Origin of the sequence: Flavobacterium sp. DSP2-3-1, from assembly GCF_049896865.1 — a bacterium.
Taxonomy (GTDB): Bacteria; Bacteroidota; Bacteroidia; order Flavobacteriales; family Flavobacteriaceae; genus Flavobacterium.
In genome coordinates, this window is sequence record NZ_JAFCVD010000006.1 from 96,341 (window position 1) to 109,290 (window position 12,950).

The window sequence follows — 12,950 nt, forward strand, 5'->3', positions numbered from 1 at the left end:
ATTGTCTATGCTGCGCAAATGTCTCTGACTTTGCGCAATTTTCAGTATCTATTTTAAATTATTTGCGTCATAAAAGCCTCTGACTTTTGAATGCTATTTTAATCTTGCTTTCTTAATTATATGTTGTGTATGCTGCGCAAATGTCTCTGACTTTGCGCAATTTTCAATATCTGTTCAAATTAGGTAGCGTCATAAAAGTTTCTGACTTTTAGCTAATTATAAATAATATTAAATCTTGTAAACCTTAATAAGTCTCCAGACTTGTGTCTATTTCATTACTGAATGTATTTTACAAAAGCATTTGAATCTAAAACGTTAATTATAGGATTATCTGCTTTTTCTATTTGTAGCAGTCCATTATCATTTATGTAATTGCTTGCGCTGGAATAAATATAGTGTGAAGCCTTTTCAACTAAACCAGCTCTTACTGGATTCAGATGAATGTAATCTAATTTTGACCACATGAATTTATCGGTATAAATTTCTTCTGCATGATTTCCGTATTGCCAAAATTGATAATTTTGGTTTCTTGTATGCTTTTCTGCTGCCAATTTGAAACGTTCCAGCATCCATTCTTTTCGGCTTTCCGGTACGGCTTGGATTTTATCCAAAATGTTTTTCGCAGTGAATTTTTTGAAATCTCTTATCAAATCTGATAATTTCCCGTCCTCCGATTGAATAATTAAATGAATGTGATTGCTCATAATAACATAGCCATACAAGATCATTGCTTTGTTTTTTATGCAGTAATCCAAAGATTCTATTACACTGTCTCTGTAAGTTTGCCTACTAAAAATATCTATCCAGTCCACAACTGTTGCCGTTATGTAATGTGGTAAAGTCTGATCTCGAACTACATAACCATCTTTCATCTTGACGTATTTTTAATATAAAAATAACGATTTTAATGACTTGTTTGTGTTTTTAAATTTAAGTTGATGAAAGTCAGAGACTTTATGGCGTTTTAGTTTTTCTATCAAGTTTGGGAAATTGCGCAAAGTCAGAGACTTTTGCGCAGGATTCGAGAGAAATTTATTTTTTGGAAGAACACTTTGCGTAGCTGGTGGCTTTTTAATTACTTCTGTAATATTAAATTTTTCAGATTTATATTTCCACATCGTATTTGTCTATCGCTTGATTTATTGTTGGTATTTGAACCATCAACTTTTACTCTGTAAAAAAGATTTTCCTCTTTAACGTTTAGTTCTGTTCTCATAGTTCCGTGAGCTCCTTCACTCAAGCAAAGCATTACGACATAAAAACCAGTTGATTCTTTAGAGTTAATAGTTCTTTTTAAATTAGATTCTTTGTGTATATTATTATTTAAAAAGGTTTCAAAATTCGAAAGACCATAAAGGTATAAAGGTGATTTCTCAATTGTCATTGTGTCGGAAGGAATCAAAATTTCATAATATTTACCAGTTAATGATGGAACTTCATAAGAATTTAAAGGAAAATTAATATTCAGTTCGATAGTATTGTCTGTTTGGTTCATTATTCTAGTCCAAAAGACTACATAATTATATATTTCTCCTTTTATATCAATGTATTTCATTCCACCTTTCGGCAGACTATTTTCTATAGCTATGCTTCCACCTTCAGAATTTGTATATTTATATTTTGTGTAAACGTTCTTATCACTTGTTTTTTCACTTTGTTCAATTTTTTCAAGTGTTGATTTACTATTTTGATTACACGAAAAAAGACAAAATGTCACCAAAATCAATAATAATGTATTTTTCTTCATTTTAAAATTTTAGTTAAAGTCTTGATTCTTAATTTTTTTGGGTAAGCTGTTTGCTAATGTTCCCGCGTTATGAGAAGTTCGCGAAAAAGCGTACTGATTATTTTCTGCTAATATAAAATATCTTCGTGATGAAAATGTTCCGGCTAAGATAATTTCGCGAATTTATTATAGCGTGTGTTATAGCCAGTTTATTTCATTGTATATAAGTCGATTAACTTTTTAATTAATTCTGCTTTAGTTTCTTCTCGGAGCTGTAAATGTTTTTCATCAATTGTTTCAATAATTTGAACTGACATTCCAACAGCATTTATTCTTTCGAGCACATTAACGTAGTCTTTTGCTTGTTCCATTGTTGATTTGTAGATTATTAAAAAGGTCGCGCCAATAAAATTGACAATTAAACCCGAAACTGCTGTAACTAACGCAGGCTGAATGTTATCAGGCTTCAAAAAAGACATATATGAACCAAAAATTATCAATCCAAAACCAATTATCATTGCAAAAACAGACAAATAATAAATTGACTTTATTTGGCTACGGTTTCGATCTAGATAATTTTCAAGTTTTATTCTTGCTAAGTCCCAAGCTAGTTTGGGTTCATTAGGATTTTCAGCTACCTTCTTTTCTTGCTCATTGATTAAAACCTCTTTTTGTTCATCTTTTAATCTTTGATTAACTGCCCTAACTGCAGATAATAAAGTGACGCCTAATGCAAAAAAGACTGCGAATATCAAAGCAATTACCTGAGCTTCTGCATGGACCATCTCTTGTAGGCCCGGGTAAAATATAAGTCCTAATATAGCGGCGACGGTTGAAATACTAAGCAAAATATTCCAATGCCAAATACTACTTGCATTTTCTTTTTTAGATTATTCGTTGTTATATCATTTGCTGATTCCATAGTTGTGTTTTGAGTTAGGTTTACTAAATTGGCTATAACTAGTGTATAGGTCTGACATTTTGCGACCTATCACCCCAAATATAGAGAGATAGGTCTGACAAACATCAGTTTTATCATTTATGCCAATATATAAAAATAATCTTATAAATGACAAGATGTACAATTGTTTAAACCACAAAAAAACGGCGTTTAAATTAACTTTAAACGCCGTTTGATTTATAGAAAATGATATTTTTATTATCGAATCGCTTTTACAAATTCTTCAATTTTTCGGGTTCCGTTTTCGGTTAAATGCTGGATAAAAGCACTACCAATAATTGCTCCTTTGGCAAATTGTGTAGCTTGGTTGAATGTTTCCTTATTGTTGATTCCAAAACCTATTACTTGTGGATTTTTCAGATTCATGTCGGCAATGCGTTTGAAATACTCTTCTTGAGTGCTTCCAAAACCAGATTGTGAGCCCGTAACACTAGCCGAACTTACCATATAGATAAATCCATCCGATACGCTGTCAATAAAGTGGATTCGTTCTACGGATGTTTGTGGCGTAATCAAGAATATGTTTTTCAAGCCATATTTTTCGAAAGTGGACTTGTATTCATCGGCGTATACATCAACGGGAAGATCAGGAATAATTAATCCATCGATGCCAATCTCCGCACATTTCTGACAGAAATTTTCTATTCCGAATTGCAACATTGGGTTGAAATATCCCATAATTATTAGAGGAATTGAAACTGTTTTGCGAATATCTTTTAGTTGCTCAAACAAAACTTGTGTTGTCATTCCGTTATGCAATGCTTGTGTTGAACTGGCCTGAATCGTTGGTCCATCGGCCAATGGATCGCTGAACGGCAACCCGATTTCAATCATATCGATACCGCTTTTTTCTAAATCCTGAATGATTTGTACCGTATCATTTAAGTTAGGATATCCAGCCGAAAAGTAGATGGAAAGTATCTTTTTAGTTTCTAGTAATTTCTGATTTATTCTGTTCATTGTTGTGTTTTTTATTCTATTTTCAATTTTTTTTGCCTTCTAGTTTTAATTTGAAAGTTTAGATAGCGGCACTGTATGCCCACGCTTTTTGGTTGGATTGCAACTGTACTTCAACGCGTCTGTAATGCAATCCTTCATATAAATCTGTTTGGCGAAGTTCTTGTGGCGAAACATTGTAGACCATTCCGTTGATGGTATCCTCCGATTTTTGGGTTTCCGTAATAATGGGATAATGGACTATTCCAAATTCTTCTTCAATTTGGATTTCTTTCACGATGTAACCAATCAATGTTTCAGGAGTTCCCTCAAGAATACGTCCAAAAAGATCTTTTTGTATGTCCTCATTTTGTAAACTGCCGTAAGCGAATAATTTTTCCATAGTTTCTATTTTGAAAAATGTGAATTGAACGTTATTTTTTATTGCAGGGTTTGCGTTAAGGATTAAAGTGGAAATCCTTTTTTATCTCGTTTTTTAACGAGATAAAAAAGATTGCAACGTAAAGCCTGACCTCGCTGAAACGCTAGTGAAAGCGCGGTAACGTCCCGAAATAAATACGGGATAAACCCCGAAATTAATACGGGATAAACTCTGAAATAAATACGTGGTAAACCCAACTTATAATTTAAAATAATCGATGTAGGTATTCAAATCTTTGTCGCCACGACCGGAAAGATTGATGACTACGATATCTTCTGGCTTGAATTTCATTTCGTCGAGAACGGCAAAAGCATGCGCACTTTCGATGGCGGGAATAAGCCCTTCCATTTTAGATAATTTTAATCCCCATTGCATGGCTTGTTCATCCGTAATCGAGATGAATTGTGCTCTTCCGGTAACGAATAAATTAGCGTGCATTGGCCCAACACCAGGATAATCAAGTCCTGCCGAAATGGAATACGGTTCGGTGATTTGGCCATCAGTAGTTTGCATCAACAGTGTTTTACTTCCGTGAATAACCCCTACTTTTCCTAAGGCTGAAGTTGCGGCACTTTCGCCAGAATCGACACCTAAGCCTGCGGCTTCGACGGCAATGATATTCACGTCTTCATTTTCTAAAAAATGGTAATAAGTTCCGGCTGCGTTGCTTCCGCCACCTACACAAGCAATTACATAATCCGGGTTTTCACGTCCTTCTTTTTCCAGTAATTGTTCCTTAATTTCCTTCGAAATAACACTTTGAAAACGTGCCACCATATCCGGATAAGGGTGCGGTCCCACGACAGAGCCGATAATGTAATAGGTGTCAATGGGATTGTTAATCCAGTCCCGAATGGCTTCGTTTGTGGCATCTTTTAAGGTTTTTGATCCAGAAAGCGCGGGACGAACTTCGGCACCTAACATTTTCATACGAGCCACATTTGGCGCCTGACGTTTAATATCGATTTCTCCCATATAAACGATGCATTCTAATCCCATAAGCGCACAGACAGTTGCTGTAGCTACGCCATGTTGACCAGCACCTGTTTCAGCAATGATTCTGGTTTTGCCTAAACGTTTTGCCAAAAGAATTTGTCCGATCGTATTGTTAATTTTATGCGCACCTGTGTGACACAAATCTTCTCTTTTCAGATAGATTTTGGTATTGTATTGTTCAGAAAGCCGTTTTGCAAAATAAAGCGGCGTAGGGCGACCTGCATAATCTTTTAGCAAAGCGTCAAATTCAGCTTGAAATTCTGGTTCAGCTGTGATTTTTAAATAATTTTGACGTAATTCTTCGACATTGGGATATAACATTTCAGGAATGAAGGCACCTCCAAATTCTCCGTAATAGCCTTTTTCGTTGACGTTGTATGACATAATTTTATTTTTTTATTTTTTTGGTTAGAGACGTTGCATTGCAATTTCTCTACATAATTGTATGTTTTTTAATCCAGGTTCTATTTCAAATTTACTGTTTACATCAATCGCGTAAAGGGGTAAATTGGTTTTTGCTATTTCTTTCACCGCTTTCAATTCATTTATTCCGATTCCGCCACTTAGGAAGAACGGTTTGCTTGAAGGATAGTTTTCTAATACTTTCCAGTCGAAAGTGGTTCCGTTTCCGCCGGGTAATTTTCCTTTAGTATCAAAAAGAAAATAATCACAAATGGTTTCAAATGGTTCCAATACCTCAAAATCAAAAGAATCGTCTACCGAAAAAACTTTTATAATTTCAATTTGAATTTTTTTCACATTCTCTTTTAATTCTTGGCAAAATTCAACCGATTCGTCGCCATGGAGTTGAATAGCTTGCAAATCATATTTCGCAATTTTTTCAAGAATTTCGTCTTGTGTAGCATTGACAAAAACTCCTACTTTTTTAATCGATTTTGGTAAATTTGGAATTACACCATCAAAATATCGAGCTGATTTCTCCCAGAATATAAATCCCATATAATCGGGTAGGAGCGACCCTATTTCGAGTATATTTTCGGGATATTTCATGCCGCAGATTTTAATCCCCACCCCAGCCCTCCCCAAAGGGAAGGGAGCCGAAACTAGATTAGTTTTTGTGGAAATGTTTACTGAAGATGTTCGCATAATAACTAAATATATTTATTAATTGCCAAGTCCCCCTTCGAGGGTTAGGGGGCTAATTGTTGAATAAATTCGGTTGCTGCTTTGCCGGCATTATCCGTTTTCATAAAGTTTTCTCCAATTAAAAATCCTTTGTAACCAAAAGGTTTTAATTCATTAATCGATTCAATAGATGAAATTCCGCTTTCGGAAACTTTTACAAAGTCATTTGGAATTTTATCTGCTAATTGCTTGCTGAAATCCAAACTCACTTCGAATGTTTTTAGATTTCTGTTGTTCACGCCAATCATATCGAGTGTTGGCATAATCGATTTTTCCAGTTCTTCCTGATTGTGTACTTCGAGTAAAACTTCCAGTCCCAAATTTTTAGCAAATTCAGATAAAGATTTGATTTCGTCTCTTGTTAAAACCGCGGCAATTAGTAAAATTAAATCAGCTCCATGTGCTTTAGCTTCCAAAATTTGGTATTCATCAATAATAAATTCTTTTCGTAATAATGGAATGTTTACTGTGGCTCTTGCCAAAAGTAAATCGTCCAACGAACCACCGAAATACTTACCATCCGTCAATACCGAAATTCCACAAGCACCGGCATTTTCATAGCCTTTTGTCACTTCTTCCACTGTAAAACTATAATTTATTTCTGCTTTGGATGGCGAACGACGTTTGTGTTCAGCAATAATTCCTGAGGTGCTGTTTTTTAAATTATCGCTCAAAGAAATAGTCTTTTTTTCAAAGAAAACAGAAGCTTCCAATTGCGAAACGGGAATAATGGATTTCTTGAGAATGACTTCTCTTTTTTTGTCAACTATGATTTTATCTAGGATGTTCATTTTTTTTAATTTAAATATTGAAAAATTTAAAGATTGAAAAATTCCAATCTGAATAAAATTAGTCTTTGATTTTTGTGCTTAAATATTTAATAAAATTGGATAAGTTTTGAGATATTTCAATACTTATTTTATAGCTCTCTTCAATTTCTGTTTGAGAACAAAAGCCAAGTTCCCGAGACAATATTAACATACTTCTAACTTCTGCACAACTCCCCTTTGAGATTTTCAAATATCTAATGAGTTGTTTGTTGTTGTTATATTCGGAACCTTCGGCAATATTATTAGTTATTGAAATAACTGCTCTTTTTATTTGATCTTTAAAACCAAATTCTTTTTCAAAGATTTTAGTATTTAATAATATAAAAATCAATTTTGCTAATACAATCCCTTTTTTATAAACATCAAACTCTTCAAACGATTTAGTCATAATTTTTAAATCTTTAAATGCTTAAATCTTTCAATTTTTTCAAAGCTACAAGTCCTTTTCCGGATAATAAACTTTCCTTTGCTATTTGAAATCCTTCTAAGGGAGAACATTTTGTAACCGTTGCAATGGCCATGGCTGCATTGGCACAAACCACATTATTTTGCGCTTCATTTCCTTTTCCAGAAATGATATTTGTAAACATTTGAGCTGATTCCTCGATGGTTGTTCCGCCTTCTATTTCGCTTTGCAGCAAAAGACGAACACCAAAATCTTCTGGGTTTAGCATTCCCTCCATGGAACTGGTGATTGTTTTTGTAGGTCCTGTCAACGAAACTTCGTCATAGCCGTCAAGCGAATGTAAGATGGTGAAATTAGTATCTGTATTTTGGTACAAATACGCATACATTCTGGCCAGTTCTAAATTGAAAACACCGACCAATTGGTTTTTCGGAAACGATGGATTTACCATTGGTCCTAACATATTGAAGAATGTTTTTACTGCCAATTCTTTACGTATTGGTCCTACATTTTTCATAGCGGGGTGAAATAACGGAGCGTGTAAAATACAAATCCCTGCTTTATCGATACATTTTTCCAGAAAATCAGTGTCATTACTGAATTTGATTCCAAGTTTCTCCATCACATTACTGGAGCCTGAAATGGAGGAAACTCCGTAATTTCCGTGTTTGGCTACTTTAATTCCCGCTCCAGCAGCTACAAATGAAGCCAAAGTTGAAATATTAAAGGTATCTTTTCCATCACCGCCAGTTCCACACAAATCGATGGTATTGTAAGCGGATAAATCTACACGAATACACAATTCCAATAACGCTTCCCGAAATCCAGAAAGTTCTTCTATACTAACGCTTCGCATCATGTATACGGTAAGAAATGAAGCAATCTGACTGGTGTTATAATTTCCGTTGGAGATATTAATCAATATATTTTTTGCTTCCTCTTTTGAAAGTATTTCGTGATTAATTAATCGGTTTAATATATTTTTCATTTTTTAAATATGTCTTAAAGTTGAAAGTCCGAGGTCTTAAAGTCTATCGACATTATGACATTTGACTTTATGACTAATGCTTCACCCAATTCTCTAATATTTTTTTCCCATTTGGGGTTAACACACTTTCCGGATGAAATTGTACACCGCGCACATCGTATATTTTGTGACGCAACGACATCACTTGACCATTTTCGTCGAATGAAGTTGCTTCCAATATATCAGGTAAATTGGTGTTAACTACCCAAGAATGATAGCGTCCTACTTCAAATTCATTTCCTAATCCTTCGAATAAAAGCTCGTCATCAACCACAGTTTTTACCATTGTTGCTACACCATGGTACACTTTATCTAAGTTGGAGAGCGTTCCGCCGTAAACTTCACCAATTGCTTGTTGACCCAAACAAACACCAAAAATACTTTTGGTTGGTCCGTATTTCTGAATCACGTCTTTCAATAATCCTGCTTCATCCGGAATTCCTGGTCCCGGAGAAAGAAGAATTTTATCGAAAACTGCAATTTCGTCAATATCAAATTCATCGTTTCTGTAAACGGTTACTTCACAATCTAAATCTTCCAGATAATGCACTAAATTATAAGTGAAGCTATCGTAATTGTCTATGACTAGTATTTTTTTCATGTTCCTTCCCCAACCCCTCAGAAGGAGGGGAGCACCTATTGGGGTAAATAGGTTTTTTAATTGTTATTTTTAGTTACAACTTCATAAGTTGCTTATTTTTTAGATTTGGCTCCCTTCCCTTTGGGGAGGGTCGGGGAGGGGATTTATATTGTTTCCGCTAAATCCAAAGCCGCATTCAACGCTCTCAATTTATTGTATACTTCCTGCATTTCACTTTCTTCATCGGAATTAGCGACAATTCCTGCTCCAGCTTGAGAATGTAACTGGTGATTTTTGCTCAGGAACGTCCGAATCATAATCGCGTGATTAAAATTACCTTCAAAATCCATAAAACCAATGGCACCGCCGTAAAAGTTTCTATTTGTTTTTTCATACTCCTCAATCAGTTGCATCGCTCTGTGTTTTGGCGCACCGCTTAATGTTCCTGCGGGAAAAGTATCGGCTACAACCTGCATCGTAGAAGCTTTTTCATGTAAATGTCCAGTTACTTTTGAAACCAAGTGTATTACGTGTGAAAAGAACTGTACTTCTCTGTATTTTTCTACATTTACATTGTGGCCGTTTCTACTCAAATCATTTCTGGCTAAATCCACTAACATCACATGTTCACTATTTTCTTTTTTGTCCTCGGATAATTGTTTGGCAAGAATAGCATCTTTTTCATCATCACCCGTACGTTTGAAAGTTCCTGCAATAGGATGAATTTCAGCTTTACGGTCTTTTACAATAATTTGGGCTTCGGGTGAAGAACCAAATATTTTAAAATCACCGTAATCAAAAAAGAATAAATATGGCGAAGGATTAATGCTTCTCAACGCTCTGTAAACATTGAATTCATCGCCTTTGAAACCTTGTGTAAATCTTCTGGATAAAACCAATTGAAATACATCACCTCTAAAACAATGTTTTTTGGCCAAAACCACATTATGCTTGAATTCTTCGTCAGTTAGATTGGAAAATCCTTCTCCTTCTTTAGAAAATTTATAAGAAGCAATATTTCGAGATTGTAATAATTGTTCGATTTCTGAAATGTTGTTTCTTCCGTCTAAACTGTGACAGAAAATATAGGCTTCATTTTTGAAATGATTAATGGCAATTATATTTTGGTAAACAGCATAGTACACATCCGGAATGGTGTTACTGTTTTCTTTTTTGGCAATATTCACTTTTTCAAAATACCGAACAGCATCGTACGAAATATATCCAAAAAGTCCATTGTTGATGAATTTAAAATTGTTTTTTTCCGATTTGAACTGACTTGAAAATTCTTGAATCACGTCAGGAATATCGGTACTGGCGTCAATATTTATTTTCTCAACACTTCCGTCGGGAAAAGTCTTATAAATGATTTCATTTTCTATTTTGATGGAAGCAATCGGATTGCAGCAGATGTAGGAGAAACTATTGTCATTGCCATGATAATCGCTGCTTTCCAGCAGAAGACTATTTGGAAATTTATCCCGAATTTTGAAATACACACTCACAGGAGTTATTGTATCAGCCAAAATTTGTTTGTAATTGGTATTAAATGTAAATGATTTCAATTTCTATGTTTTTTATGTTGTGTGTAAAGGTAAAATGGGCACAAAAAAAAAGCCTGTCGTGATGACAAGCCTTTTATATATGTAGTTTTAATAATACTATAGGAGCTTAGTTCACGACGACTGACGTAAATTGTTCCACCACCAAGCGTTGTTAAAAATTGTTTTCATGTTTTATTTTGTTACAGCAAATATAGAAATGAAATTTGATTATTCAAAAATATAATTCGTTAAAAAATTTAAAAATGGAAGATTTTTTGTTAAATAAATATTTTTAGCTCAAAACCTTTAAAAACAAAACCCCAACAATTTCTTGTTGGAGCTGATATTTTTATTTTAGAATCAAATTAAAATTTCAAAGCTACTGCTAAATTGAAATCGTCATTGATAGCTTTGTCTCCTAAGCTGTCGAAGAAACTTCCAGAACCATATTTAATATCGTATTTTGTTCTGTCAATTTTTACATTGGTAGTAGCTGTATTTGCAGTTGTAGCAATATCGAAAGTTACTGGTTTGGTGATTCCTTTGATTGTTAAATCACCGGTTACAGCAAATAAGTTTTTTGTTTTAGCAACTATTTTTTTGAAAACTAAAGTTGCAGTGGCAAATTTATCTGTTCCAAAAAAATCATCAGCTTTCAAATGCCCTTCTAATTTTTCTTTACCTTGACCTGCTTTCAAATCAGTAACTACGATTGAATTCATGTCTACATTGAATGTACCACCCACTAATTTCTTTCCTTTGAAAACTAAAGCACCATCTTTCAGGTTGATAGTTCCTTCGTGCGCTCCCGTTACTTTTTTTCCAACCCAGTTTATAGTACTTGCTGAAGTGTTAATTTTTTTAGTTTGAGCGGTTACTGACATGGCAGATAGAACTACTACTAATGCTAATGCGATAGATTTTAAATTTTTCATTTGTTTGAGTGTTAAATTGGATTACTAATTATAGTGTGATAAATAATTCTTCGTTTGATTTTCTAACTTTTTTGTAATGTTGGGTTGCATCCTCATCATGTCTGTAGCCCAGAGTTACCAGTAAGGAAGCGTTCAATCCTAATTTGTCAAGTCCTAATATTTCATTAACTTGAGCAGGAGCAAAACCTTCCATTGGCGTAGTATCTATTTTAAGTTCAGCGGCCACGTTTAATAAGTTTCCTAGGGCTAAATAAGTTTGTTTTGCTGACCAGATGTTTCTTGTTTCTTCAGAAAGAGTTATAATGTTAGATTTCATATATTCCACGTATCCTTGAATACTTTCTAAGGGAATTCCTCTTGTTTCACTCATGTTTTTGGAGAAGTTTACAATTCCTTCTTCACCAAAATTGATTTCATTAGCAAAAACAATTAAGTGGGAAGCATCTACTACTTGGGCTTGACCATAAGCAGCAGCTTGAAGTTGTGCTCTTAATTCAGGATTTTCAACAATAATGATTTTGTAAGGTTGTAATCCGTATGATGAAGCACTTAAGCGAATCGCTTCTTTCAACGTGCTTAAATCTTCATTTGTTATTTTTTTTGTTGCATCGAATTTTTTCGTTGCGTATCTCCAATTTTGATTTTCTAAAAAAGTATTCATATTATATTGACTATTTATTGGTTTCTATATTTTTCTAATAATTGATTTAATTGAACAATTTCTTCAGAACTTAAATTCTTTGAAAAAAATTCTTCGTGGGCAATCACTTTCGGATCTAATTCCTTTAGAACATGTAATCCTTTTTCAGTAATTTGCACTTCTATTTTCCTTCTATTTTCAGGACATACTTTTCTGGTGACTAATTCTTTTAACAGTAATTTATCTACTAATCGAGTAGTGTTACTTGTTTTGGCTAGCATTCGTTCTTGAATAACGCACATGTTCGCCGGATTTCCTTTTTGACCTCTTAATATTCGGAGTACATTATATTGCTCTCCTGAGATTTCATGAGGTTTTAATATTTCGTTAAAATTTTCTGTTACTACATTTTGTGTATACAAAACATTCAGAATAATTTTTTTTGAATTATTCATTTGAACAGTCGATTTTAAAATTTCTTCAATTTTCATATTTGTATATATGTAATTTGTTGGTACAAATGTAACACATTTTATAGTTGTATATACAAATGTCAATTAATGTTTTGTTAATTTTTTTTAAGCACTTTTAAATATAGATAATTAATTAGTGTAAATCAGTAACATAGATTAGTAATGGCAGTTGGTTTCAAAAAATTAAATTGTTTTCTCCTAGTTCATATTCAAAATATATACCACAATTATTTTTTGTTCATCGATGAAAACAAGAAGAGGCAGGGAAATTAATTTTTCACCAATTACATTTCTTTTAAAATTAAAGA

General features: G+C 33.7%; 15 protein-coding genes. All 15 read right to left on the reverse strand.

The annotated features are described in order from the left end of the window. Nucleotides 1-275 precede the first annotated feature (275 nt). Nucleotides 276-872, reverse strand: a complete 597-nt coding sequence (locus ACP7AT_RS08515) for an REP-associated tyrosine transposase (RefSeq protein ID WP_426063911.1) — start codon at nucleotides 870-872, stop codon at nucleotides 276-278. A gap of 203 nt (nucleotides 873-1,075) precedes the next feature. Further along, entirely contained in the window at nucleotides 1,076-1,747 is a 672-nt protein-coding gene (locus tag ACP7AT_RS08520) for a hypothetical protein (RefSeq protein ID WP_426063912.1), read from the reverse strand. Nucleotides 1,748-1,935: 188 nt separating this feature from the next. Next, nucleotides 1,936-2,574 carry a TRADD-N-associated membrane domain-containing protein gene (locus ACP7AT_RS08525; protein WP_426063913.1) on the reverse strand — a complete coding sequence of 213 codons (639 nt, stop codon included), beginning with the start codon at nucleotides 2,572-2,574 and terminating at the stop codon, nucleotides 1,936-1,938. A 311-nt stretch (nucleotides 2,575-2,885) separates the two neighbouring features. Then, the gene (gene trpA / locus ACP7AT_RS08530; RefSeq protein ID WP_426063914.1) at nucleotides 2,886-3,647 is read right to left on the reverse strand and encodes a tryptophan synthase subunit alpha; all 762 of its coding nucleotides are present in this window, start codon (nucleotides 3,645-3,647) and stop codon (nucleotides 2,886-2,888) included. 58 nt (nucleotides 3,648-3,705) lie between these two features. Beyond that, nucleotides 3,706-4,026, reverse strand: coding sequence for a gamma-glutamylcyclotransferase family protein (locus ACP7AT_RS08535; RefSeq protein WP_426063915.1), 321 nt, complete (start codon nucleotides 4,024-4,026; stop codon nucleotides 3,706-3,708). A 237-nt stretch (nucleotides 4,027-4,263) separates the two neighbouring features. Beyond that, nucleotides 4,264-5,445: a tryptophan synthase subunit beta gene (gene trpB / locus ACP7AT_RS08540; protein ID WP_426063916.1), complete on the reverse strand. Its 1,182-nt coding sequence runs from the start codon at nucleotides 5,443-5,445 to the stop codon at nucleotides 4,264-4,266. A gap of 24 nt (nucleotides 5,446-5,469) precedes the next feature. Further along, nucleotides 5,470-6,072: a phosphoribosylanthranilate isomerase gene (locus ACP7AT_RS08545; RefSeq protein ID WP_426063917.1), complete on the reverse strand. Its 603-nt coding sequence runs from the start codon at nucleotides 6,070-6,072 to the stop codon at nucleotides 5,470-5,472. A 140-nt stretch (nucleotides 6,073-6,212) separates the two neighbouring features. Then, nucleotides 6,213-6,998, reverse strand: coding sequence for an indole-3-glycerol phosphate synthase TrpC (trpC, locus tag ACP7AT_RS08550; RefSeq protein WP_426063918.1), 786 nt, complete (start codon nucleotides 6,996-6,998; stop codon nucleotides 6,213-6,215). 58 nt (nucleotides 6,999-7,056) lie between these two features. Further along, the gene (locus ACP7AT_RS08555; RefSeq protein WP_426063919.1) at nucleotides 7,057-7,425 is read right to left on the reverse strand and encodes a four helix bundle protein; all 369 of its coding nucleotides are present in this window, start codon (nucleotides 7,423-7,425) and stop codon (nucleotides 7,057-7,059) included. A 13-nt stretch (nucleotides 7,426-7,438) separates the two neighbouring features. Then, on the reverse strand, nucleotides 7,439-8,431 hold the full coding sequence (trpD, locus tag ACP7AT_RS08560; RefSeq protein ID WP_426063920.1) for an anthranilate phosphoribosyltransferase: 993 nt from the start codon (nucleotides 8,429-8,431) through the stop codon (nucleotides 7,439-7,441). 73 nt (nucleotides 8,432-8,504) lie between these two features. Continuing rightward, nucleotides 8,505-9,071 (reverse strand): anthranilate synthase component II, encoded by a 567-nt coding sequence (locus tag ACP7AT_RS08565; protein ID WP_426063921.1) that lies wholly within the window; start codon nucleotides 9,069-9,071, stop codon nucleotides 8,505-8,507. Nucleotides 9,072-9,214: 143 nt separating this feature from the next. After that, nucleotides 9,215-10,615, reverse strand: a complete 1,401-nt coding sequence (locus ACP7AT_RS08570; protein ID WP_426063922.1) for an anthranilate synthase component I family protein — start codon at nucleotides 10,613-10,615, stop codon at nucleotides 9,215-9,217. 344 nt (nucleotides 10,616-10,959) lie between these two features. Then, nucleotides 10,960-11,529: a YceI family protein gene (locus tag ACP7AT_RS08575; protein ID WP_426063923.1), complete on the reverse strand. Its 570-nt coding sequence runs from the start codon at nucleotides 11,527-11,529 to the stop codon at nucleotides 10,960-10,962. Between the two features lie 28 nt (nucleotides 11,530-11,557). Then, entirely contained in the window at nucleotides 11,558-12,190 is a 633-nt protein-coding gene (locus ACP7AT_RS08580; RefSeq protein ID WP_426063924.1) for an NAD(P)H-dependent oxidoreductase, read from the reverse strand. Nucleotides 12,191-12,204: 14 nt separating this feature from the next. Beyond that, nucleotides 12,205-12,660, reverse strand: a complete 456-nt coding sequence (locus ACP7AT_RS08585) for a MarR family winged helix-turn-helix transcriptional regulator (protein ID WP_426063925.1) — start codon at nucleotides 12,658-12,660, stop codon at nucleotides 12,205-12,207. Nucleotides 12,661-12,950: the final 290 nt, after the last annotated feature.